The following is a 25193-nucleotide window of genomic DNA, read 5'->3' on the forward strand; positions in this document are numbered from 1 at the left end:
CTAACGAGTCGGACACCGCCGTGCCGCCGACTATTCCCCCAAACTGCCGAGGGATGCCAGCAATTCGGCCATTTCTCCGGCCGCGTGGCCGTCGCCTTGAGCACGGGCGATCTCGACACCTTCGCGAAGAACCGAACGGGATTCCTCGATTTCACCCATTTCTGCCAGCATTTGTCCGCACATGAACCAGGCGGCAACGTAGGGGGGCGTTCCCTTCATCAAGGTTTCAAACTGCTGGCGTGCCTCGTCATGGCTTCCTTCCTTGCGCAGTTCCATGGCCAGGCCATACCTCAGGAAGGTGTCGTTGGGATCGCTCTCGAGGAGGCTGAGAATTTGCTCTTTGCGTGAATTAGCCACGAAGTCGTTACTCTTTCAAGGATTACGTCGAACCAGCACATCCGGAAAAGGATGCCCAAACCATCCATTCTCTAAAATCCGAACATTTCTTTAAACCACTAATCTCGAAATGGCCGATACCGAGAAAGGAATTCTCATATTGTTTTGATGGGCGACAGGAAATTCAATGATGCATCGTAGCGCACTTCTAGGCACCGCAGGAATGATTGTCCTCGCCGCCTTCGGCCACGTTGTCATTTCTGGAATTACATCTCAGGAAGCAGCCTCGGCGGAAACTCCCCGGGCCGAGGTAAGCGATCCCGCTCCGCCCATGCCGAGTCGATTTTCGGCTCCGGCGAGTTCGGTTCCCTTGCAACCCATGCCAGCTCGTTTGAACGAGCCATCGCTGTACGGTTCGCCATCTGGCACCCGACTAACGGCGGGGGAGGACGAAGGACGACCATCCAGTCGACGCCGTGTCGTCCGTCCTGAAGCGATGGAGACCAAGCCAGAGCCGCAGCCAACTGCTGCCGAGCCGAAAGCAGGCCTACCGTCTTCGCTGGACGAAGCACTAAATCGCCTGAAATCGAATCCGCTTACCGTCGGCACCGACGAAAACGATGCCCTGGAACCAACCCCAGCGGCCCCCAAGCAGGAAGCCGAACAGCCTGCTCCAAAACCGAATACGCCTCCGACTGCCAATCCGTATCGCTACCAGCCGTCGGCTGCGACGCCTGCCGCCAACGGCCCTGCCTCGATTGGGGCACCTGCCGTCAAAGCAGAACCGGAAGAGCAGAAGCAACCGAACATCACTTCGCAGCCAACTTCGATTCCACGTCAATCGTTGACTACGGCCGATCCTCCCGCGGCGGCTCCCGTTCAGAAACCAGCCGAGCCGGCAACCGGAAGCTTGTTCACTTTGAGCAGCCCAGCGATCGAAATTGAAACCACGGGACCGAAGTCGTTGGTGCTCGGCAAGCCGTCAAATTTCCGTGTCCATGCCCGCAACGCCGGGAGTGCCGATGCTCGCCAAGTGATCGTTTCGATGATCATGCCGCCCAGCGTTCAGTTGCAAGACATTCGCGGTACGCTTGGTTCGCCACGCCAGATCGCCACGCAAAGTGGAGCGATGGCCGTACAGTGGGAAATTCCGATGCTGCCAGGACGTAGCGAAGGTTACCTCGATTTGAAACTAGTCGCGATGCAAACGCGTCCATTTGAACTAGCGATTGAAGTCAGCTCGGCTCCACTTCAAGCCGCTTCGCCGATCACCGTTCTCGAACCACAACTGGCGATGGCCATTGATGGACCGACCGATATTTTGTTTGGCGATTCGCAGATCTTCAAAGTCATTGCTAAGAATACCGGTACCGGACCTGCTGAAAACGTCTCGATCACCATCATGCCGATCAAGAAGGGTCAGAACCCAACGGTTCTCGACTCCATTGGTACAATTGCTGCCGGTGACCAGAAGGTCATCGAACTCGAACTGACCGCCAAGCAGGCTGGCACGTTGCAACTGCGTGCAGAAACTTCGGCAGATAACGGCTTGATGGCTCAAGCGGCTCACGACGTGCTGGTTCGCCGAGCCGAACTAGCAGTTACTGCTCAAGGTCCTGGCATCAAATATGCCGCGACGACGGCGAACTACCAAGTGATGGTTGCCAACTCCGGTAACGCTCCGGCGAGCGACATCACGGTGGAAGCTCAGCTTCCGACTGGCTCGAAATTCCTTTCGGCTTCGCATGGTGGAACTCATGATGCGAACACCAATCGCGTGACCTGGAAATTGGCCAGCCTCGAAGCCGGGACGCAGCAACCGCTGGAAGTTGTCGGCATGCTTCAGGTAGAAGGAAACAACATCCTGCAAGTGAGTGCCAACGCCAATCAAGGTCTAACCAGCCGTCATGAGTTGATCACCCGTGTTGAATCGGTTGCCGACTTGAAGCTGCTGGTCAACGACCCAACTGGTCCGATTCCAATTGGGCAAGAAGTGGAATACGAATTCCATCTGACCAACCGTGGAACGAAAGAAGCTCGTGAAGTGCAAGTCACCGTTAGCTTTGGCAGCGGTATCGAACCACTCTCGGTGGTCGGTGGTCGCGGCAACGTTCAAGGCGACAAGGTCCAACTTGCGACCATTCCCGCGGTGAACGCAGGACAAGAAATCGTCGTCAAAGTAAAGGCCCGCGGTCGTAGCGAAGGCAACCACACCTTCCGAGCAGAAGTCCGCTGCGACGACCCAACCACGCGTCTGGCGATCGAAGAATCGACTCACTTCTACGGCACAGCGATACAAACGGCTTCGCCGCAGGTGCCAGGTCGACCGCAATCGCCAACCAGCTTGGCTCCACCTGCCAGCCCAGCGGCTCCAACGTCGCTGAGCCCACCACCGTTCAGCCGCTACCAATAAGTGTTACGGTGCGTGACGACTGATTAAGGGGCGAAGATCCAAACGGAAGATCGCCTCTTTGCTTGGGATCGACATGAGTAGCGCATCTTGCCAAAGCGTTACGCCGAATACACGATCGCTGCAACACCCGATTGTTTCCAGCAACTTGCCGGAATTGGTGTCGATAACCGCAATGTTCCCTTGATCCCACAAGGTAACGTACAGCCAGCCACGGCGGTCGATGGTCATATGCCCTAGCCGTCCGATCTCGGTTCCGTTATCCAGGTCGAGCATCGAATCAAGGAAGTAAGTTCGTGCCTTTTCCACGACACCATCTTCCTTTAAGGCAAACACGTTGATTCGCGAGCGTCCTGCTTCGGCGACGAACAAGAATTTACCGTTAGAGCTCAGGCAAATTCCCGTCGGCTGATCTAGACCGTCCGCCACAAGCGTAGGGCGATTGGTTGCGACATCGAACCGATACACCGCGCCATTCGGCGTTTCCAACGAAGAACTATCCGGCTCTGAGAAGTAAATATTGCCACCAGGCCCGACGGCAATGGCGAACAGCGAATCGAAGCGACGTCCTTGAATTCGATCGACCACCACGCTGACCATCATGGTCTCAGGGTTCCAGCGAAAGATCTTTCCTTGTTGCGAATCGAGCGTCAGCACACGCCCATCGCCATCTAAGGCCAGGCCAACCAGTGGAAGCTTCGTATCTTGTCCCATCGCTGCCGGGACTTCAAACAGAATTGATGCACCTGTTTCGGCGTTGATTTGCCCGACGGTGCCGGCATGGCGATAGTTGGTCGCCAAAACGTTTCCTTCGCCATCGCACCGAATTGCCGAATGATCCACCAAGCCGGTGGCGAATAATTCCGGAACGTTTGTGGTTGGCGTTACCGCTTCGTCAGCCACTAAGATGCTACACGTCAACCAGATGCTGGCCGCCAGCAGTAGAGCAGGGGAGCGAAGTGGAAGATGTATGCTCATGATGCAAGTACGAAATCAAGGACACGAAGAGACGATCCTTGTCTCGATAACCCTGCCATGGGCTGTTCGCCTCGGGCTACTCGGTTGAATTGTTCAAACGCTGAAACGCCAAAGGTTCATCCGCTCGAGGATCTCCGATTCTGACAACCAACGATCCGTCTAATAGGTCTTCGATCGTCTGTCCGATCACCTCGGCACGCCATCCCTTAGCCAGCGGAGGAAGGTCTCCGGCACCATCTAGATGGTAGGCCACCAGGTCGCGGACATCTTGGACGGTACACGCCAAACTTGGGGCGATACGCGCCTCACGACAAATACTTCCGAGCGCGGCGGTGAGAAACTGCCCCACGACCGTATACTGCGAATTGGCATTGCCGCGTTGATTCACCGGGCACTCGTCGTCAGGCAGCTCAAGGGCCTCGCGAACGCAGTCGGCCAAGTCTTGAATGTACGGATCGAGGTCGCGGCGATTCATGCCACGCAATGCTTTGATCTGCGAAACTTTACTCGACTTACGCTTGGCCAATTCCACGACCAGATCGTCCCGTAGGACTCGGCGAGGTGGAACGTTTTGAGCCCGCGCGTGATGATCGCGCCAATTCCATAGCTCGCGCACAATTGCCAGCGATCGACGGTTCAGATTGCCGATCCCCGACACGCTACGCCAGCCGGGGCGGGTCGAGTAATCTTCCCAAGCTTGTTGGAATCGGTTCATCTCGGCAACCATCCACTCGGTCCGGCCAAGCTTTTCGATCTCGGCGACCAGTTGCTGGTAGATATTGTCGAGGAAGATGACGTCATTCAGGGCGTATTCGATCTGCTGCTTCGAAAGTGGGCGGCCACGCCAATTGGTACGTGTCTCTCCCTTGGGCAAGCGTTCGCCCATCAGACGCGTAATGAGATTCCCCAGAGACACCGGGAACTCCATGCCAATCAGACCTGCCGCGACTTGCGTGTCGAATAACCGTGTGGGCCATTTTCCGGTGGCCCGAAAGCAGAAGAGGAATTCTTCGCGGGCGGCATGCGCCACAACGGTCACATTGTCACTGGTGATCAAGTCCCAGAATGGGGTCAGATCGAGCATCCCCTTCGGATCGATTACGCTCAGACCAGAACGACTCGCCACTTGAATCAAGCACAAGTCGGGCAGGTACACATCCTCCGAAATAAACTCGGTATCGAAGAAGATGTACTGGTCAGAGGCGAGTTGCTGACAAAGGTCTTGCAGGTCACGATCGTGACGGACGTAGGTGTACTCCACCGTCGATATCGCTTCTCATCCGTGGGGAAAAACAAAGACTACGCGGTCCGATCCTCGCAGTTCACACTGCCCAGTATCGGATAAACTCGGTGTCGCCGCAAAGGGTGAACTCCCTCAGCGGCGAAAACTTACCCGCTTAGGCCTAACCTAAAGCAGGAATATCAGGGCAACGATTCCCAAAATAGGCAGCAGAATCGGCACACTGAAGAAAATGATATAGCCGAAGAAGCTTGGCATTTTCACGCCCCCCTCTTCTGCGATGGCTCGGACCATGAAGTTCGGACCGTTGCCGATGTAGGTCATCGCTCCCATGAACACAGCCCCCAAACTGATCGCAACCAGGTTGTAATGAGGCTGAGCGGAAGCATCGGCCAGGGTTGTCCCGATCGCCGCCGCATCCATATTCGGGAACGCGGTCTTGAAGAACACCAGGTAAGTCGGAGCATTATCGAGCACGGACGACAAGCCACCGGTGATCCAGTAGAACTTCATTGGCGTATCGATACCGAGACTCGGGCCTTGTTCGTTCAAGATCTCGAGGGCGGGCTGCATACAGATAAAAATACCGACAAACAAAGCCGCAACTTCCACAATCGCGTGGTAGTTGAATCGGTTTTGTTGGCGGACTTCCGTACTACCGAGCCACAAGCTCAGACCGACCAAGGCCAGCTGCACGACTTCTCGCAAGTAAACATAGGGATACCAACCGATGCCTGGCAGTGGTTTGGTTGGGTCAAGCAAAGCGACCGAGAAAATCACACCCAACAGCAGCAAGGCGTTGGGCATCAAGCCGCGAATGGTGAGCGGAGTCGTCTGCGTTTCGTCACGTTGGACGTCCGAGGTCGATTCTTTTGGATAAAAGTAAAACTTGTCGATCACGAAGTAGAGACCCAGCAACATTGCGTTAGCCACCAGCCACGGCTGCCATAACGCAATCATGGTCCATAGGAAGTCGACCCCTTGCAGGTAACCCAGGAACAACGGTGGGTCACCAATTGGCAACAAGCATCCGCCGCAATTACAAACGACAAATATAAAGAACACGACCGTATGTTGGCGGAAACGACGTTCTTTGTTGGTTTCCAACAGCGGACGAATCAGAAGCATTGCCGCTCCGGTCGTTCCGATAAAGCTGGCCAGCAAACCACCGACCAACATGAACAGGGTGTTCGTACCAGGATGGGCTCGCAAGTCGCCAGAAATCCGAATCCCGCCCGAGATCACGTAGAGTGAAAACAGCAGAACGATAAACGGAATGTACTCTTTGAGAATCGCGTGATCGATTCGATGCCACGCAGCCCCAGGGCTCGCATCGACGTAGATGGTCATGTAATACAGCAAAGTCACACCGGCCAGGACCACCGCCACGATAAAGCGGTTGGTGTTGCTTTCCCACCAGTGCTCGGTGACTTTGAGTAAAGGGAACACTGCGATCGCACCCAGCAACATGACAAAAGGTGCCACGGCAAATGGATGTGGCAGTGAAACCTTGTGCCCGCCATGGGCGTCGGCGTGTTCTGCGTGCTCGCCATGTGCTTCTTCACCGTGTTCACCTTCATGGTGCGCTTCCGCATGAGGTGCGGCTGCGGTACTCGCGGCAGGGGACACTGTCCATCCTGCAAACGAGGCGATGACATAAGCAACTAGAATGACGACAATGCTGATAAGTAGAGGTTTGTCCGAACCTGAACCGCTTCCATGATGATCGTCCACCGTCTGATTTCCTCCGATAGTCGCATGATAATCTGTCGAGGTGATACCAGCATTGCCCATATCCGCCACCCTATATAGCCGTTTAAGGGACCGTGATTTCCATTTCACCAAACGGTGGGGGCTCGGGGCGAAAGATAGTCGCCCTGTTCGGGAATGGTATGTGTTTCAAACGGTAGGTTATGCTGTAAGAATTAAAACTATCAGAGGTAAGAATTCGTGCCAAGGTGGCCCCGTAAACGGTATTCCGCGTCCGATTGTGGGGGCTGTGCCGATCTCGCCAAACGAGCTAGTTACTGACGTCTGCGGACATCACCACCGCTCCCTCCCTCAAACGTTCCTTCCTTAGCCAAACGCATGCAACTGCTGGTAAGCGTACGAAGCGCTGACGAGGCCCAGATCATGGGCCGTTACCCAATCGATCGTCTCGATCTCAAGGAGCCGCTCCACGGATCGCTCGGAGCGACGTCAGTCGACACCTGGCAAGATGTCGTCCCGACATGGCATGAACGTTTTGGTGTGAGTATCGCGCTTGGCGAACTTTTGGATGGCCCCGACGCAAGTTACGTCCCCCAACAGACGGATAGCATCAAGGTGGGACTTTCCGGTTGCAGAGGTCTGTCCGATTGGCCCGACCAGCTTCGCCTTCTTTACGAATCTGCACCTGAAAGCGTTTCACGCGTCGCGGTCTACTATGCCGATCAGCAATATGCCGGTTGTCCGTTGTTTGAAGAAGTGCTGGAAGTCGCACAACATCTGGCATGCGAGACCATTTTGGTCGATACGTTTGGCAAGTTGACGGGCACGGTGCTTAACCTTTTGAGCGAAAGTGAACTAATCTCTATGCGCAATGCGGTGCACGCAATCAATTGCCAATTCGCACTCGCCGGTTCGATTCAAATCGATGATTTGCCAGCGGTAAAAACAATTCATCCCGACATCGTCGCCGTTCGCAGTGCGATGTGTCTTGCTGACCGTTCCAGCCAAATCTGTGAACAGCAAGTTGCCAAGTTTCTGAACTCGTTTCACGAGAGTCACGTAGTAACAGCACAGCAGTGAATAAGCTTGATGCGGTTGCTTAGGTGCTGAATTTGCAGTGCCCCGCTGGCGGAGGTAGAGCCTCGATTTCTACCAAAACTTGCTTGACTTTTAATTTTTCGCCTTCGATACTGTCGACTCCTTTGTGACCACCTTGCCGGTGCGACCAAGGGTTGCTTATGACTGTTCTCGTGAGCTTTGCTTCGTTGTTAGGAGAAGTCTACTGTGCCAAGTTCCGTTCTCGACGCCATTCGTTTGGGTATTTGGGATTACGAACCGGAGAAAGTGGAATCGAATCGATTTGACCCGACTGTGGCCTTGCCTGGCTCGACGGAGAAACTGGACATCCTGGCACAACGCTTAGCAACCGGACTTCCTCTTTGGCATCCGGAAGATCGTCGATCTTACGACGATACCGTTCGCGCGGAAGAATAAGCCCGCGCGGGAGCAAATTCCGCTTGCTTCCTTCTTCCAAGGACTCGCTTGAATCACCTGCCAGGCCTCTGGCGGGTTGAAATCTTTGGCCAATCAGCGAAGATTGCTGAAGACGTAAGCGTTCAATCATTCCTATCGAAGAGATAAGCCATGCCCGGTTTTAAGGTGGAAGTTCCTCATTCCCTCGGCCAAGAAGAAGCGGCTAATCGCGTCAAGAGTTTGCTTGAGCATCTACGCGGTCGTTTCGAAGGCACCATCAAGGATATGGAGCAAACCTGGACCGACGACGACGTGATGCAGTTCTCGTTCAAGACGGCTGGTCTTGTCATCAAGGGAACGATGGATGTTCAACCCAGTTCCGTGATCGTACAGGGGGACCTCCCTTTCGCGGCGATGCTCTTCAAAGGACGCATCGAGAGTTCGATTCGCGAAGAACTCGAAAAGTGCATCGCTTCTTAGCAGTCTGTTGATTTTCTGCTTCGTTAGCGATCATTCGAGCCAAACTTTTACGTCCCGATGATGGTCGGCTAATTCAAAGACCGGCCCCGGGGCGTAACCACGCTTACGCACATCGCGTACGATTGCTTCTAGATCTAGCGCTTCCTGCTTAATACGGCTGAGTGTTTGGGGATCGAGAAAGTCTTCTAATCGATCGATCGCAGATGCCGGTAGGGCGACGCACGCTTTAACGCGACCATCTCGCCGCACTTCGACTTTCATCTGCTTCGCGAGTACCGAAAAATCTTCGCTCGCTAGTTTCGGCAATATTAGGCGATCGACTTGCGTACGTTGACGCCGGATGTGCTCTTCGATCAAACGCCCCCACATCACCTTGGCGTCGAGACCTTTCAGGTAGGTAAGCACTGCTTGGAAGGCGCGCATCAGGAAGATCAATCGCGGCGGCCCGGCCATACGAAAGTTCATTCGTTGTTCACCCAGCAACTCATTCAAGCGTTCGCTCAATCGCCACTGGCTTACGTCGTAGGGATGTTCGACGCAGAATGGTTCAAACAACACACGGCAGAGGGCCGGCAAGCGTCCTGCAAGCGGTTGCAACAAGTCGGCATTGAATCCCAGACCAGCAAGTAAGGGTAGGGGAGCTTCGCATTGTCGTCGTGTTGCATCGATCAGTCGCAACAAGAATGCCCGCTCCTGGGTACTCATGCGGTAAAGCGAACCGAAGTCGTACAGAACGATCTTCGGTCCCTGAGTTCCACGCAGGAATCGTACATTGCCGGGATGTAGGTCGGCATGAACCAGACCATGCGAAAAAATGCAAGACAAAAACCAGCTAAATAGTCGCCTCCCCAGTTCTGATTTGTCGCTCTCGGACCAATTCGCTTGAACGGTTGCCCAAGAGTCCCCATCGACCCACTCGGTCACGAGAATGTTTTCGCTGGACAATGCTTCATCGACTTGGGGAACGATGATCTCGGCACAGTTGCCAGGACCAGTGGCGAATTCACGTTGATTCTTAGCTTCAATCCGATAATCGAGTTCTTCCTCGAGTCCTTCCAGAATTGTCGAGCGATAACCTTCAAGATCGAATCCGCGACTCATGTTGCCAAATGGTTTCGCGAGCCAGCCCAGGCCTTTCAGATCGGTCAGCACCGCCTCACGAATTCCAGGGTACTGAACCTTGATCGCAACTTTGCGACCTCCTGCAAGCGTTGCGGCATGGACTTGACCAAGCGAGGCCGCCTTACCCACGGTTTCGAACTTCTCAAACAACGTGTCTGGATCGACCTCCCAGGTTTGTTCGAGAATCGGCCGCATCGTTTGCCAGGGCAGGGGATCGGCAGATTCAAACAGATCGCCGAAAGCATCACGGCGCTGTTGATCGGCGGAGAATGCCATCATCTGCCCGACCTTCTGGGGCAGACCTCGAAGCTTACCGAGCCGCTGGGCCACGAGGCGTTGAGCAGCCTCGCGTGATTTATCGTTGCGGGTCCAGCGAAGACGGATCGATTCTTTCGCCAAGCTGGCGTACTCAAGCGTGCGGCGAATCGTTTTAGTTGGCATCAGGCTCGTCACCGGGGATTGTCTGAAAGCAAGACAGGCGGGGCGAATCGAGACACCGTATGTGCCGTTACCCCTTCACTGGGTATCGGCAAGATGAAGTCGTTCGGCTTGAAACGAAGCCGTTTATGACGATTGTAGCGACCGCTTACAGCGAAGTTCGCAGTAAACCACGCATGTGCGTGTGAGGCACGAACAGGATATTCCAGTTCAGTTTCTCTCGCCCCTGCATGAAGGTCGTTTGGCAGATCAACACGTCCGAGCCTTCTTGAACTTGTTCCATCAAGGCCTGCTGCAGCACGCAAACGCCGTAGTCTTGCAGGAAGGCGGGCGGGGAAGGGACAAACTCGCCGCCGATCAAACGAGCAATACGATTGAAGTAGGCACAGCCCAGAATGTTGCCGGTTTCCTTCAGAGCCGATTCTTCCAATTCCGACCATTCGATTTCGGTCGAGACTTCTTGCTTCATCAAGGAAGCAGCCAGGCGACGTCCATTTTCTTCGTCGAAGGTCAAGATGAACGTACCGCCGACGTCGCCGCCGATTGTCAGCACGACCATCGTTAACAGTTCCATCCCCAGGTCGAACTCCTGGGTCACTTGTTCCAGTGGAAGTTCGCGCACGCAGTCCAGCGACAACGTAATCGCCCCACCTGTCCAGATGCTCATCGCGGAGGAAGCTTCTTCGGTGGCTTCGCTCAAGATGTTGTGTAAGACCTGGAGGCGGTCCACGGAATTGGTAGTTGCCGTATCCATCTGATTCCCCTATTAGACTAAGGCTTCTGCCTGTCGTTTGACTGCTAATTCGATCACGGCCGCTGGATCCAGGATCAATGCAACGCGTCCATTACCCAGCACGCAAGCCCCTGAGATGCCTTCCACGTTCTGATAGTTCTCGGCCAGCGATTTCACGACCACGTCTTCTTCACCCAAAATCCCGTCGACAACCAATCCCAACTCGCGGCTATCGTTGCGGATAATGACAATCGTCACATCACCGCGAGTCTTGGATTGGGCCGTGTGCCCATGCCAATGGAATGTTTCGTGAAGCTCGACCACCGAAACAGGGCGACCTCGCACCACGGCGGTTTTCTTGCCGTGAATCGTGCGAATTTCATCCTGGCGGAGGCAAACGATCTCGACGATCGACTCGACCGGCATCGAGAACAGGTCTCCTTCGATATTGGCCATCAAGCTCGGCAAAATGGCCATCGTCAAAGGTAACTTAATGGTGAAAACGGTCCCTTGTCCCGTTTTGCTGTCTACTTCTACGACGCCGTTGATCGATTCGATCTTGGCTCGCACGATATCCATCCCCATACCGCGACCAGAAATCTCAGTCACCGTTTCCGCAGTGCTGAAACCGGGTTCCCAGATCAACTGGAATATCTGTTGATCGCTCATGCGTTCGGCATCGGAAGAAGTAATTAACCCTCGTTCGATTGCCTTATTCGAGATCTTTTCGCGACTCAAACCACGACCATCGTCGGTGACTTGAATCACAATGCTGTTGCCCCGATGAAATGCGTTGAGTGTGATTTCACCGCTACGTGGCTTGCCAGCAGCCAAGCGTGCTTCGGGCAATTCGATTCCGTGATCGGCCGAGTTGCGAACCATGTGGATCAGCGGATCGCCCAATTCGTCGATCATTCGTTTGTCGAGTTCCGTCTTTTCGCCCATGATCTCCAACGAGATCTCTTTGCCGTTGGTTCGCGAGATGTCGCGGACCACGCGGCGAAACCGACCGAACAACGGGCCGATCGGTACCATGCGTGTATCCATGATGGTCTTCTGGATTCCATCGGTTACGCGATCGAGCTGATGGACGGCATCGAAGAATCCCGTCAGTCCGGTGCGAACCATGTCGACCCGTTGCATCTCAGCGCTGATCGCACTCAAGTTTTGCTGGATCTTGCGGATCTGACCATGAACGCTGTGAAATTCCTTCGCATTGCCTTGTCGGGAGGGATCGTCGGCCGAGTCAAGCAACTTGCTACACATCTGGTTGGTCGCATCCAACCACTGTTGGCACTGCTTATGTGGCATTGCGCCGCGAAGGTTTTCTCCCAGCTGGTTGAATCTTGCTTTGCTGATAACCAATTGCCCGGCCAGGTTCATCAACTGATCGAGACGATCGATATCGACCCGCAGTGTTTCAACCGGTTTGGCACTGTTATCGCTGGATTTCGCTGCGACTTCTTTCGATGGTGCCGCGGAGGCAGCCACCGCGGGAGGTACCGGCGGGGCAGTAGCCACTACGGGTGCCGCCGTTGGTTTGGTGGCAGCCACAGGCTTCGCCACTTCGACCGGGGGCGAAACCGGAGCTGGCGGCTTCACGGCAACCGGCTCGACCGGTGCTTTCACAGGTTCGACAGGTGGTGTCGGTTCGGCTGGAACTTCCTTGAACTTAGCCGCTTCCTCAACTACTTCTTCGACCGAGGATTCCGAGATAACTGCGGCTCGCGGTGTGGCGACCAACTCGCCAGAAATCTCTTCCAGGGAGTAATTGGTGACACCGGAAACATTAACCGCACGAAATATGTCACCATCTTCTTTGGTTGTCAGCAGACCGACTTCCAACCGCGAGAGGTTTTCACAATGATCGAATGAGCTATGTGGCGGTTCGGTCATTAAGACCTGACCAAGGCGATTCAACTTTTCGCACAACAGTTGCGCTTTGACGCCGATCAGGGGGGTATTCTGATTCAGTTCGACCCGCACGATACACAACCGGGCTCCGTCCTGCATGTCGCAAGTGACAGCTCGATTCTTCAGCTCGTTCTGATCGATGGCATGAAGCATTGGTTGCGGAGCGGCGGCGGATTCAGTTTCGACAGCAGGGGTAGATGTCGTTTCAGCCGTAGAGACATTTTGTTCGGCTTCGCTTTCGGCCGCTTGATTGGCTTCAGCCGCTTGCAGTTCGCTGGCAAGATTCGCGAAGTCGACGTCGGCGGCGGCACCTTCACGCAATCCCTTGGTATAGGCTCGCAAGCCATCGGCACACCCCAGCATCGCGTCCGCAAGCAGAGCGCTGAGTGTTTGCATGCTATCGCGATAACGCTGCAGCACATCTTCCATCAAGTGAGCCAGTTTTGCTGGACGATTCAAGCCAATCGAGGCAGCCGAACCTTTGATGCGGTGAGCAGTACACATAAGTGAACGTACCGATTCGATATCGGACGAGCTACTCGAGTCGAGCAGCATTTCGACCATTTCGTCGAGTGACAACTCGGTTTCGTCGAGAAAAATCGAAAGGTACTTCGCCGGGATTTCGGTTTCATCGACCACCTCCCGAAACATCGCCTCGCATTCTGCCAGGTAATGTTCGGCAGTGACCTCGGCCGATACCGGCGCGGATGGCGACTCGTCTTCGCTTTGGCCCACGGGACCTTGCTGAGAGGCCAGTTCTCCAAACGCTTCTTCGATGCTGCTTTGTTCGCCTTGCATTTTTACGGCACCTCGAGCTTCCAAGATTGCGGATATGGCTTGTAACTGGCTGTCACAGTCCAAGTTGTCGTTTTGAGTGTCACGAAGATGATCGATGAGTTCGCTCAAGCGATCGACAGACGCATACACCACATGAACGACGTTCGAGTCAATCGATACGTCGCCTCGTCGTGCGGCGTCAAACACATTTTCAATGTTGTGAGTTAGGCCATTGATTCGAGGCAGGCCCAGCATCGCGGACAAGCCCTTGATGCTATGTGCCGAGCGGAACATGTCGTTCAATAGGTCGATGTCGACCTCCGCATTCTCCTCGGAGTCGAGACGAGCCCATTCTTCCAATTCCATCAATCGATCGTTCAGACGATCGATCAATTGCGTCGATTCGTCCAGAAAATCTGCGAGCAGATCGTCCGTGCAATCGTCGTTTGATGCTGTCGAATCTGTCATATTCCTGCCCCAACTCGCTGTCAGAATCTCGCGGCCTAATCATTACTTGCGTTGGTAAAGCCAGGGATGGATTCGATTGAAGCCACCCATCAAGTCGCCGATGCCTTCTGCGGCACCAGCCACGATGAAACTTCCTGGCTTCATCGCCTGTTCGATGTTGCTAATCACTCGCTTCTTCGATTCATTGTTGAAGTAGATCAGCACATTCTTCAGAAACACAAGGTCAAATGGTGGGCCTGAAATACGATCGAGCAGGTTATGCTGACGAAAGCTGGTCATCGCTCGCAACTTGCTGTTGGGCTCCCAAATATTTGCTTCGCCAACTCGCTTAAAGTGCCGCGTCTTAATGGTGTCAGGAACCAGTCGCATCGCTCGCTCGCCAAAGCGTGCCTCTTGAGCGTCACGAACAGCTCCGATACCGATGTCGGATCCAACGATCTGAATTCGCCATCCCGATGGATTACGAAGGTCTTCCGCCAGGCAGCTGGCGATCGTGTAAGCCTCGTCACCAGTACTACAAGCAGCCGACCAGACTCGCAGAGAGTTGGAACCAGCCTTTTGGATCGCAGGGATGAACTCACCGCGAAGCCACTTCCAATTCGATTCGTCACGGAACAAGTACGTTTCGTGCGTTGTCACTTCCTGCAGAAAACCATCCCATTCCTCGTGTGAGGTTGGCAGCTTGCTGAGGTACTTGAAGTATTCCTCGAAGTCGACGATGCCGGTTTGCTTCAAACGTCGGCGAATACGGTTCGAGAGCAGCTGTTTCTTGGCTGGCGAGATCTCGATGCCGGCCACATCGTAAATCATTTTCGCATAACGTCGCATCTGGTCGTCGGTGACTTGCGAGGTTGCGGATAGTTGAGACATCCTGAAGTGTCCTTGTCTGGGAATGGTTGCTGCTAATTAGCTTTTGCGGTCGCGTCTCGCACGCGATTATGCGAGACGCTTGGTTTATCGGTGGCGTTCCGATTAGATTCGGAAGCGGCTGACCAGGTCGCGAAGCATGGTCGCTTGAGCTCCCAATTCTTCGCTGCTGGATGCCATCTCTTCCGAAGCTGCCGCCGATTGTTCGGTGACATGTGAAACTTGCTGGATCGCACCGGCGACTTCGTTGGCGTTCTGGGCCTGTTCGACGGTTGCGGTCGCAATTTCCGAAATCTTGGCAGCCGTGGCACCGACGCCGTCGATAATCTTTTCCAAAGCGGCACCGGTTTGCTCGCTGAGCGTGGCACCATCCTGAACTCGCTGCGTCGATTCCTTGATCAACGACGAGATCTCTTTGGCAGCTTCGCTCGAACGTTCGGCCAGCTTGCGGACTTCGTCGGCCACAACGGCGAATCCCAGACCATGTTCGCCAGCGCGGGCAGCTTCGATAGCAGCATTCAACGCCAAGAGGTTCGTTTGGCTGGCGATTTCGGAAATGACCTGAATGATTTCGCTGATCTGCTCGGAAGAAGTCTTGATCAGTTCCATTGCTTCGATCGATTTCTGAACCGCGTTGCCACCTTCCTGGGCCATTTGGCTGGTGCTTCCAGCGACGCGATTCGCTTCGCCTGCGTTGTCCTTCACCGATTCGATGCTGCGGGTCAGTTCTTCAATGGAAGCACTCATTTCTTCCACGGAAGCACTTTGTGTCTGAGCACCCTGAGCGAGATGTTGCGAGTTCTCAGCGATCACCGAGGCACCTTCAGCGAACTGCATACCGCTGTCAACGACCTGACTGATGATGTCACGCAGATCGGCAATCATGCGATCAATACCGTTAGCCAGCTGGCCAATTGCATCGTCCGTTTCCAAGTCAATACGCTGCGAAAGGTCACCTTCCGAAGCACCTTGAACGACGTTCAAGATTCGTTCGACGTTGGCACGAAGTGTGGCTTGTTCGTGTCGTTCTTGTTCGGCACGGGCTTCTTCCGCCTCTTTCGCTTTGACCTGATCGGTAACCAAGCTCCAAGCAACCATCGGACCGACGTAATTGCCACTGGCATCGTAAATCGCACTGGCCTGGAGATTCAGGTATTCGCCTTCCAGCTCAATTTGCGTTTCGACCGGCAGATTGCCCGGATCGGCCAACAAGCGACGTTGGTGAGCTGGATTTTTGTGGAAGATGTCGTACGACGAACCGACGATGTTGGAAACCGGCGTCGGCAAGATGTGTTCGATGCTCTTCAGTGTGCTGACCGAAGCTGGGTTCATGTAGGTAATGATCCCGTCCAGATCGGCAAGCAAGATATTGATCGGAGCGTTCTCGACAATCGCGGTCTTTTCGGCCGCGGCCCGTTCCAGACGCTGTTTCTCGGTGATAACTTCCCAGGTTACCATCGGACCTAGATAGGTGCCGTCTTGGTCGTACGTCGCCGAAACCAACAGGTCAGCCGTCTGATCGCCGATTTGAATGTTGGTACGAACTGGCAAGTTTTGTGGCTTGCTAAGAATGCGGCGTTGTTCGGCTGGGTTTTCGTGGAAGATGTCGATCGACGAGCCCAGTACTTCTTCCGGTTTGCAAGGCAAGTATTCCGCCAACGTTCGCAGCGTATTTAAGCTCGCTGGGTTGACGTAGGTGATTTCCAGATCGGTGTTCGCCATCATGATGTTGATCGGCGAGTTGTCGCTCATGGCCTTAGCGACCGAGAGTTCACTTTGAAGCTGGGTAACGTTTTCGGTGGATGCGGTGTTTTTCTTAATAGTCATATTCTTAAGCTCAATACGCGAGTGATTTTGCTGCCCCCGTCCAGTGGATCCCCCAGTGCGTCCTGCCGGTGCAGCCCTTAGTCAGTTACGAAGTCGGGCCGAGGTCTTATCAAGTCACGAGTCCCTTCCCGAAGGACTACCCGACGAGCGTATCCAGTTGCTCGCTGTCGGCTTTACCGAGAATCTTGTCGATATCGAGCAAGATCAGCAGTCGCTTCTCTAATTTGACCAAGCCGGTCAGGTATTCTCGTCCCAATCCAGCCACGGTCGGTGGAGGGTTCGAGATTTGATCTTTCGAGATTCGCAAGACTTCGCTGACCGCGTCCACAATGATGCCGACCGTCTTACCACCGACGTTCATCACCATGATGCGTGTCTCATCCGATGGCTCTTGCTCTTGCAGGCCGAATCGAAGTCGCAGATCGACGATCGGAATGACCGTGTTACGAAGGTTGATCAAGCCCTTGATATAGACAGGGGTCTGGGGAACACGCGTGATTTCACCCATCAGGATGATTTCCTGAACGCGTGTGATCTCGATTCCGTATTCTTCTTTCGCCAGCTGGAAGCTGACCAATTGCATGGAATTAAGCCCCTCACGTCGCTGAGCGGAATGGCTCTCGCGTTCTTCTTTCTGTAGATCTTCAGTTGTTACGGACAATGCTCTGACTCCCGATGTTTGCTGGAACGAAATCTCGATCAGCCCCCGAAGTTCCGGGTAGGACAGCCTTGTCCGCGGTTAGCACTCCTTTGCCTTAAAAGGAACGTCAGCGATTGGTTGCAGCCAGCCACCTGCAAGCGCTCAGCGTTCTCGATTAAAGTTCGGTCAGTGTTAGTGGAAATGTTTGCCAGGAGCGGAGATTTTCTCTAGGTGTTTCCAAGCACCTCTCTGCCGCAGAACGAACAAACGGCACAATCCGAACCACTCTTGCGGGATACCGATGTTCCCGAAGGTTCCCTAGAATTGACAGCTGAGATACGCCAATTACCAACCACCATCGGCGTGGCCTGCTGTCGGTTACGTTAAGTGAGAAATCTGCCGAGATATTTTTTGGTTCCGATTTGACGGTCCCTCAAAGCAACCTATCGTTCGGTAGGAATTTTGATTTTCAAATCAATTACCACCGGACATTAAGTCCGAGCGGGCAGACTACTAATCAGGAGCAATAGGGAATCATGGCAGCACGCGTACTCGTCGCAGACGACTCCAGCACCATGCGAAAAATCATTCTTCGTTCTCTTCAAGCGGTTGGGGTGCCGAGTGCCGTCGAAGCCGCTGATGGTGAAGAGGCGGTCAAAATCTTCAAGCCGGGCGAATTCGATCTGGTCCTCACCGACTGGAACATGCCAGGCAAGAATGGCCTGGAAGTGATCCAGGAGATCCGCAAGATGGATCCAGATGTGACCATCATGATGGTCACCACCGAAGCGGAAAAGTCCCGCGTGATGGAAGCGATCCAGGCCGGTGTTTCCGATTACCTGGTCAAGCCATTCACGGCCGACACGCTTCGCGAAAAGCTCGAAAAGCACGGCTGCTAGTTTCAATTAGCATCAAAATAGAATTCTGCAAAGGCGACGAGTGCCGATTGGGCTTCGTCGCCTTTTTTTATTGCACTTCTGGCTTCTTCTTGACCAGCAATTGAGTACCATCCAATTCGTAGGTGAACGGCGTGTCAGCGAATGCGGCATCGAGCAGTGTCTTCATATCGACCTTCTCGACCGAGAACGAAATCCGCTGGTGAAGTTCGACCTCCATTCCTTTGGGGAGTTGCGCTTCGTAGCCGAGTTTGGCGGCGAGAGCTTGGATAATGGGACCAAGCGGTTGCTCTTGAATTTTTAAGGTAAACACCTTATCGCCGGGCACAACCGTGGTATTTCGAGCTGTTCTTCCGCGCAGCAGCTTCGCGACCTCTTCTTGAACTTCTTGCGAAGCGATCACTTCGATGCTTTGTTCGCCATCCGACTTGACGGTCGCCTCCGGGAATAGTTCTTTGATCTTGGCGATCGCATCACGATGGTTTCCTTCATATCGATGCACTCGAGTGAGCGATAAGTTTTCTGGAATCGGTACCAATTGCAGCTTCACACCGTCCGCCGTTTTGTCGAAACGATACGAAGCATCGTAACCCGCCAGAACGAGTGTTAAGAATTCGGTCGTTTTCATCGCCGGGAAATCGACCGCCGGCCATAAGTCGTGCTTCACCACTTGGTCGAGATTGGTCCATTCCATGTCGTGAGCAACGGCAACGTCAGTCAGAACATCGCGCGGGTTGGCTAGTCGCGGCCAGTGATAGTGTTTCTGACTGACCAACTTCAGGGCTTCCGGCACACCACCCCGTTTGGCAAATTGAGCTTGCAGTTCGGCAACCGTCGGCAAACGCTTCGCGGTTGATTCTGGCCCGATGTAAATAACATCTCCGACGCGCGACATCCCGTTGCCTGTCTGAGCGGCGATTCTCATCAATCCGCTTTCGACCGGTTCGCTGCTGAACGCCATGGTCATTTCCTGATCCGGGTCGACGCGCCGATCCAGAAAGATAGCAACCCCTTGCGTCAATGAAATGCTGTGTAGGCCGTCCCGCAAAGGCACCGAGTCCCACGTCAGGTCAAACGGTCGCTGCAGTTGCTTATCTAGTTCCGCGCTCGTCCGCCAATCGATTGCCTCTTGCCCCTGTGCCGGCAGTGAGAATAGCAAGATTGCCGCTGTCAAGAGTCCACAGATCGGGATATGTCGATTGCTCGCATACGACGGCATAGGGGATTTGCTCCAGGGTTAACGCGTGATTACACTCTTCTTTATTCAATGGATTGAAAATAATGGATTTCTCATCTCAGGACGAGCGGAATGTTGCACCGATTGTGATGAAGCGGATTTGTGAGTAATCTCCCGGAGCGAAAACCCGCACTTTTAAGCATCTTTCAGAAATATCTTTCTGAAGAGAATACGGCTGCGTTTATTCATCGAGTAGCCGCTGTCTATACGTGTGGTACCTTAGAACGACTTTCGATACACGGCATGCCCGAAGTACGCCGCGCAGCGGTGATGGCGTTGTGTTTTGTGAGCGACTACTCGTCCAACCATACCGTTGGCATGGCGCTGAGCGATGCGGATCGAGGGGTCCGGTTGATCGCGGAAAACGGAATTCGCTCGCTGTGGATCCGGGCCGGTACCCTTAGTCAGCGGCACCGCCTGCGAAAGGTAATGACACAAATCCAAGGGAATTCACTCGATTCTGCCCTACGGGAAGCCGATTCGCTGATTGTAGATGCCCCTTGGTATTCCGAGGCCTACAACCAACGCGCCCAGGTACATTTCAAACGTCAAAACTTCGAGCGGGCTCTTCGCGACAATCACCAGACGCTAGAAATCAATCCTTATCACTTCCCCGCGGCGATTTCGATGGGACAATGTTATTTACGGCAAGGTGAAAATGTCATGGCACTGGACAGCTTCCGGCGGGCCCTGCGTTTGAACCCCAACCTCGAATCAATCCGCACCCAAATCACTTACTTGGAACGTCAGCTTGAAGAGATGTAACTCTTCCCGCGACTGACCATGGTGCCAAAGCAGGGATCGCGATCATGGCAGACCACTCCAACCCCGTGCTCATTCTAGGAGCCGGAATCAACGGCGCGGCACTCGCTCGCGAGCTTCTTCTGAACCAAGTCCCGGTCGTGCTGGTCGATCATGGTGACCTCGCTTCCGGAACGACCAGTTGGTCCACTCGCTTGATCCATGGTGGCTTGCGTTACCTGGAGCATGGCGAGACCTCGCTCGTTTACGAGTCGCTCTCGGAACGAGAACGCTTTCTGGCCAACTCGCCTGAACATGTGGCTCCGCTGGAATTGATGATCCCGGTCAAATCGCAGTTCGCCGGGCTAGTGACTTCGGCCGCTGGATTCTTCAACTTGCCGTTCCTGAAATCAGGCTCACCATCGCGGGGATCTTGGGCCATTCGTAGCGGCTTGACGATGTACGATTGGTTGGCTGGTAGCCAGCGACTCGGCTCACATCGCCGGCTTCCTTCGTCCGAGTGGAAACCGATTGGCTTCGATTCCAGCTTCGTCGATGTTTTCTCTTACTTCGACGGACAGATTGAATTCCCAGAGCTTTACACCGCCAATCTGGTGCAAGAGTGTCAGCAGATCGCAAATGAAGCAGGATTACGCTTTACGTTGCGCACCTACCGCAAACCGATCCTGCAGAAAAAACATTTCGAATTCGAAAACTTGCTAAAAAATGACAGTCCGACCGATCCCATCGAGCCATCAGCGGTCGTCAACGCCTCGGGCCCCGCGGGTGACGAGACCTTAGAGGCACTGGGAATCGCTTCCGAGCGGCTATTCGGTGGCACTCGTGGTTCGCATTTAATCTCGCATAAGCCGGTCCTACTAGAGACGCTCGGGAAGCGTGGTATCTACGCGGAAGCGTACGACGGCCGTCCCGTTTTCATCTTGCCTTGGAATGGTGGAGCCTTGATTGGCACTACCGATCTACGCCATGACGGCGATCCTGAGTTAGCAACGGCCAGCGATGAAGAGATCGATTACCTGCTTCGGTGTGTCAATTCGGTTCTCCCGGATGTTGCCTTGAATCGGGAAGACATCACGCAGCATTACAGTGGTGTTCGTCCGTTGCCTTACGTTCCTGCGGGATCGACTGCATCGATTCCGCGTGGGCACTGGTTGCATGAACATGATGGCACACCATGGCCATGCTACACGATTGTCGGTGGCAAGCTCACCACGTGTCGGTCGCTTGCGCAGCATTCGGCCAAGATGATCTTAGAGAAGCTTGGTCGTCAGGTAGTGGCCAACTCACAAACACGGAAGACCTACGCCGGAGACACTCCCGACATCTCCCCTGGCAACCGAGCTTCCTTTATCATGCACACGTTGACCGGCATCGATATCTCTGCCGATACCCGGACGATGGCAGCGGCAGCGATCGACAAGCTGCATGCGAAGACGATGGCCGACGTGATTGAACGCCGCTTGATGCTGGTATTCGATCCGACGCTTTCTAACTCGCACCTTGAGCAGGTCGCCGATGCATTGATCGCAGCCGGCAAGCTAGATGAAAACGCCAAAGCCGAAGCTCTAACCAGCTACACGCAACGGTTACATTCGAGGTTCGGAAAGCAGGTTTTGCCAGCCTAGCCCCACGAAAGACTTACCATGCCCCGCTACATTCTCGCTCTGGACCAAGGGACGACGTCTAGTCGTTCGATCTTATTCGATCATGACGCCAGGATTGTCTCTGTTGCTCAACAAGAGTTCCGCCAGATTCTCCCCACGCCTGGCCACGTAGAGCATGACCCAGAAGATCTCTGGAACAGCCAGATTGAAACCGCGCAAGGTGCGCTCGGCAAAGTCGCCTTGGAAGAAGTCGCCGCCATCGGCATCACCAACCAGCGTGAAACGACCATTGTCTGGGATAAACGGACCGGCAAACCAATCCACAATGCGATTGTCTGGCAAAGTCGCATCTCAAGTCCGATCTGTGATCGCCTGCGTAGTGACGGACTCGAAGAGACGATTCGCCAGAAAACAGGCCTGGTACTTGATGCCTATTTCTCTGCCTCGAAGATCATGCATTTGCTAGAGACCGTCGAAGGTGCTCGGCAAGCGGCCGATGAAGGGCATTTGCTCTTCGGAACGGTTGATTGCTACCTGGTCTGGCGGCTTACTGGTGGTAAGCGGCATGTTACCGATGCAAGTAACGCCAGCCGCACGATGATGCTGAACGTCGAGACGCTTGAATGGGACGACGAACTCCTCGCCGCATACAACATTCCCAAAAGCATGCTTCCCGAGATCGTCGATTGCAGCGGCAAGTTCGCCGAGACCGATCCGCAAATCTTTGGCGAAACAATCCCGATTTCAGGCATGGCAGGCGACCAGCAAGCGGCCTCATTCGGGCAGACCTGCTTCGACCAAGGGATGGTGAAGAACACCTACGGCACCGGGGCATTCGCACTCATGAACATTGGCCCTAAGCCGGTCATGTCTAAGAACAATTTGCTGACGACCGTCGGTTGGCGAATTGGCGACCAGGTAAGTTACGCCTTGGAAGGTTCGATATTCGTCGCGGGTGCCGTAGTACAGTGGCTGCGGGATGGCTTGGGCATCATTGAAGCCTCGTCCGAGGTCGAACCATTGGCGGAAACGGTCACCGATAACGGTGGCGTCTACTTTGTCCCCGCGTTCGTAGGCCTAGGCGCACCGTATTGGGATCCTAATGCCCGCGGAACAATCATTGGGCTTACGCGTGGAACAACCGGCGGGCATATCGCGCGTGCGGCTCTCGAATCAATGGCATTTCAAACGCGCGACATGATCGAAGCGATGCAGCGTGATGCTGGCGTGCCGCTCCAAGTCCTACAAGTCGACGGTGGAGCGAGCGTGAATAACGCGCTGATGCAGTTTCAAACCGACCTCCTAGGCACGCGTGTCCGGCGTCCTGAAGTGAGTGAAACGACCGCACTCGGCGCGGCCTTCCTGGCAGGTTTGGCCGTCGGATTCTGGGAGTCGCAAGATGAATTACGGGGACTTTGGCGACTCGATCGTGAGTTTGAACCATCGACTAGCCGCGAAGCCATGGATCAGATGTACGCTCGCTGGAAAGAAGCGGTTAAGCGAAGCCAAGGCTGGGAAAGGGCAGGGGAGTAATGGCCCTCGATGTCTGGATCATGACGGTCTTCACGGCGGCGATCGGACTAGCGGCCATGTGGGCCGCCATCTTTAATGTCGAGCCAGTTTTCGCTTCGCGTAAGATTGCGTTTGTCGAACGACACCTTGGCCGGCCAAGTGCTCGAATCTTAGTCGGAAGCGTTGGCTTGGCGCTGGTTGCGTTGGCCGTCAGCTTTATCGTACTGCCGCCAGGATAAAAGCGATCTTTCCAACGAAAGATTGAATGCCGTGCCTCTCTGAGATAATCTAGCAAGCAATCCCATTGTTTCCTGGTGGCTGGACGCCCAGAGATTCGACGCACATGCTTCTTCCGTACAGCACTGACGCTACGCTTTATCATCTGCCGATTGCGACGGTCTCGCTGATTGTCGTCAATACGCTCATCTTCTTCGCGTATCCCTTGCGGACTAACGATGATCTTTCGATCGAACAAGTTATCGCGTTGGTTCACGAACTGCACGAGAATGGCGCTCTTTCTGATGAAGAATTCAATCAGATCGAGGAGGACGCCGAGCAAGAAGAAGCAGAAGAGTTCCTGATCGACGAGGAAACAGGCGAGGAAGAATTCGAACTGGAAGCCCCCGAGGACGTGTCGATTCCCGCCCCAGATCCGCTGTCACTTCAATACGGTCGCGGACTACTTCCCTGGCAATGGGTCACCAGCAACTTCTTGCATGCCGACATTTTCCACCTCGTCGGCAACATGATCTGGCTGTGGACCTTTGGACTGATCGTTGAAGGCAAGATTGGCTGGAAGCACTTCTTGTTCGTCTTCTTTGGCATTGGGATTAGTGAGTGCTTTATCGAACAGACATTGATGCTGTTCTCGTACCCGACGCCCTGGTCCTGCTCGCTGGGAGCCTCGTCAATCATTTTCGGCTTGATGGCTATCTCGATGCTATGGATCCCGGCAAATGATATTCAGTGTCTGATAATCATTTGGCCTTGGAGTTTCCCGGCTGCCGGTCTTGGAGGGTTCTATCTCATTTACAGTGTTGTCCTCGGACTCATGTTCTATGGAGAGGGGGTACTCGAAACGCCGGGTACGGATCTGCTCCATGCACTCGGCGGTGTCATCGGTGTGGGGGTCGGCATGGCCTTTCTCAAGTACGACCTGGTCGACTGCGACAACTGGGATATCTTCTCAGTGTGGGCCGGTAAGCATCGCATGTCGCGCGAAGAAGCTCACGAAATGACGGTCAATTCCGAACCATTTCAAGCCAAACAAAAAGTGCAAATCGAGAATGGACTCAACCAAATTCGGGAGTTACTACAGCAAGGCCAAGCTCCTCAACTCGCATACCGTGCCCACATCAGCATGCAGCAAAAGTACGAAGGGTGGCATTTACCGGACGCAGAGTTCTTGCTGATTATCAAGCAGTTGTCCGACCAGCAGATGTTTGACGAAGCAATCCAGGCGATCAACGAATACTTTCGTACGCCGCGTGCCAAGCAGAACCAAGTTCGCTTGAAACAAGCCGCCATCTTGCTCAACAACATGCAAAGTCCTGCCCAGGCCCTCAGTACCCTCGCGAAAGTTAATGCAAGCGAACTGAACGATCGCGAACGAGCTTTCTATCGTCAGCTTGCCAAGAAGGCGGAAAGCATGAAGGATGATGACGTGCTTGATCTCCTCGGGGACTAACGTCGAGTTCGGTCACGGTCGCTGACAGTTTTTCGTCAAGAATTGGTAATTCACAGCGAATAGCCTTTCGAAACTCGCCCTC

21 protein-coding genes are annotated in these 25193 nt (G+C 54.2%); 10 read left to right on the top strand and 11 right to left on the bottom strand.

From position 1 onward, the window contains the following. Positions 1-30: 30 nt before the first annotated feature. Positions 31-357 carry a tetratricopeptide repeat protein gene (locus C5Y83_RS11505; RefSeq protein ID WP_105329891.1) on the bottom strand — a complete coding sequence of 109 codons (327 nt, stop codon included), beginning with the start codon at positions 355-357 and terminating at the stop codon, positions 31-33. Between the two features lie 166 nt (positions 358-523). Between C5Y83_RS11505 and C5Y83_RS11510 the strand changes: the two genes are divergently transcribed. Beyond that, the gene (locus tag C5Y83_RS11510; RefSeq protein ID WP_105329892.1) at positions 524-2749 is read left to right on the top strand and encodes a DUF11 domain-containing protein; all 2226 of its coding nucleotides are present in this window, start codon (positions 524-526) and stop codon (positions 2747-2749) included. Positions 2750-2752: 3 nt separating this feature from the next. On the opposite strand, the gene C5Y83_RS11515 is transcribed toward C5Y83_RS11510, so the two are convergent. From C5Y83_RS11515 to C5Y83_RS11525, 3 genes are all read right to left on the bottom strand, one after another. Further along, positions 2753-3724 carry an SMP-30/gluconolactonase/LRE family protein gene (locus tag C5Y83_RS11515; protein ID WP_105329893.1) on the bottom strand — a complete coding sequence of 324 codons (972 nt, stop codon included), beginning with the start codon at positions 3722-3724 and terminating at the stop codon, positions 2753-2755. Positions 3725-3800: 76 nt separating this feature from the next. Further along, positions 3801-4985 (bottom strand): ribonuclease D, encoded by a 1185-nt coding sequence (locus C5Y83_RS11520; RefSeq protein WP_105329894.1) that lies wholly within the window; start codon positions 4983-4985, stop codon positions 3801-3803. Between the two features lie 147 nt (positions 4986-5132). After that, entirely contained in the window at positions 5133-6698 is a 1566-nt protein-coding gene (locus C5Y83_RS11525) for a sodium:proton antiporter (RefSeq protein WP_199195028.1), read from the bottom strand. Between the two features lie 354 nt (positions 6699-7052). Here C5Y83_RS11525 and C5Y83_RS11530 point away from each other — a divergent pair, with 354 nt between their 5' ends. The 3 genes from C5Y83_RS11530 (at position 7053) to C5Y83_RS11540 (ending at position 8627) form a co-directional block, all read left to right on the top strand. Beyond that, a complete protein-coding gene (locus C5Y83_RS11530) occupies positions 7053-7754 on the top strand; it encodes a (5-formylfuran-3-yl)methyl phosphate synthase (protein ID WP_105329895.1) in 702 nt (233 codons plus the stop codon). Positions 7755-7958: 204 nt separating this feature from the next. After that, the gene (locus C5Y83_RS11535) at positions 7959-8168 is read left to right on the top strand and encodes a hypothetical protein (protein ID WP_233207194.1); all 210 of its coding nucleotides are present in this window, start codon (positions 7959-7961) and stop codon (positions 8166-8168) included. Positions 8169-8318: 150 nt separating this feature from the next. Continuing rightward, on the top strand, positions 8319-8627 hold the full coding sequence (locus tag C5Y83_RS11540) for a polyhydroxyalkanoic acid system family protein (protein WP_105329896.1): 309 nt from the start codon (positions 8319-8321) through the stop codon (positions 8625-8627). Positions 8628-8657: 30 nt separating this feature from the next. On the opposite strand, the gene C5Y83_RS11545 is transcribed toward C5Y83_RS11540, so the two are convergent. From C5Y83_RS11545 to C5Y83_RS11570, 6 genes are all read right to left on the bottom strand, one after another. Next, positions 8658-10190: an ABC1 kinase family protein gene (locus C5Y83_RS11545; protein ID WP_105329897.1), complete on the bottom strand. Its 1533-nt coding sequence runs from the start codon at positions 10188-10190 to the stop codon at positions 8658-8660. 145 nt (positions 10191-10335) lie between these two features. Continuing rightward, entirely contained in the window at positions 10336-10941 is a 606-nt protein-coding gene (locus C5Y83_RS11550; protein WP_105329898.1) for a chemotaxis protein, read from the bottom strand. A 12-nt stretch (positions 10942-10953) separates the two neighbouring features. Then, positions 10954-14079: a chemotaxis protein CheA gene (locus C5Y83_RS11555; protein ID WP_105329899.1), complete on the bottom strand. Its 3126-nt coding sequence runs from the start codon at positions 14077-14079 to the stop codon at positions 10954-10956. Between the two features lie 42 nt (positions 14080-14121). Next, on the bottom strand, positions 14122-14949 hold the full coding sequence (locus C5Y83_RS11560) for a CheR family methyltransferase (protein ID WP_105329900.1): 828 nt from the start codon (positions 14947-14949) through the stop codon (positions 14122-14124). 102 nt (positions 14950-15051) lie between these two features. Further along, complete coding sequence (locus tag C5Y83_RS11565; protein WP_105329901.1) at positions 15052-16773, bottom strand: methyl-accepting chemotaxis protein; 1722 nt, start codon at positions 16771-16773, stop codon at positions 15052-15054. A 136-nt stretch (positions 16774-16909) separates the two neighbouring features. After that, a complete protein-coding gene (locus C5Y83_RS11570; protein ID WP_233207195.1) occupies positions 16910-17434 on the bottom strand; it encodes a chemotaxis protein CheW in 525 nt (174 codons plus the stop codon). Between the two features lie 515 nt (positions 17435-17949). Here C5Y83_RS11570 and C5Y83_RS11575 point away from each other — a divergent pair. Next, a complete protein-coding gene (locus C5Y83_RS11575) occupies positions 17950-18312 on the top strand; it encodes a response regulator (RefSeq protein ID WP_105329902.1) in 363 nt (120 codons plus the stop codon). Between the two features lie 67 nt (positions 18313-18379). Here C5Y83_RS11575 and C5Y83_RS11580 read toward each other — a convergent pair whose 3' ends face one another. Beyond that, a complete protein-coding gene (locus C5Y83_RS11580) occupies positions 18380-19528 on the bottom strand; it encodes a hypothetical protein (protein ID WP_105329903.1) in 1149 nt (382 codons plus the stop codon). Positions 19529-19789: 261 nt separating this feature from the next. Here C5Y83_RS11580 and C5Y83_RS11585 point away from each other — a divergent pair, with 261 nt between their 5' ends. From C5Y83_RS11585 to C5Y83_RS11605, 5 genes are all read left to right on the top strand, one after another. Continuing rightward, positions 19790-20311: a tetratricopeptide repeat protein gene (locus tag C5Y83_RS11585; protein ID WP_105329904.1), complete on the top strand. Its 522-nt coding sequence runs from the start codon at positions 19790-19792 to the stop codon at positions 20309-20311. A 44-nt stretch (positions 20312-20355) separates the two neighbouring features. Further along, entirely contained in the window at positions 20356-21933 is a 1578-nt protein-coding gene (locus C5Y83_RS11590) for a glycerol-3-phosphate dehydrogenase/oxidase (protein WP_105329905.1), read from the top strand. Between the two features lie 18 nt (positions 21934-21951). Then, complete coding sequence (glpK, locus tag C5Y83_RS11595; protein ID WP_105329906.1) at positions 21952-23445, top strand: glycerol kinase GlpK; 1494 nt, start codon at positions 21952-21954, stop codon at positions 23443-23445. After that, positions 23445-23663 carry a hypothetical protein gene (locus C5Y83_RS11600; RefSeq protein ID WP_105329907.1) on the top strand — a complete coding sequence of 73 codons (219 nt, stop codon included), beginning with the start codon at positions 23445-23447 and terminating at the stop codon, positions 23661-23663. The genes glpK and C5Y83_RS11600 overlap by 1 nt, the downstream gene beginning before the upstream one ends. Before the next feature lie 104 nt (positions 23664-23767). After that, complete coding sequence (locus tag C5Y83_RS11605; protein WP_105329908.1) at positions 23768-25111, top strand: rhomboid family intramembrane serine protease; 1344 nt, start codon at positions 23768-23770, stop codon at positions 25109-25111. The last annotated feature ends 82 nt before the right edge of the window (positions 25112-25193 follow it).

The sequence above is a fragment of the Blastopirellula marina genome (assembly GCF_002967765.1).
Classification (GTDB): domain Bacteria; phylum Planctomycetota; class Planctomycetia; order Pirellulales; family Pirellulaceae; genus Bremerella; species Bremerella marina_A.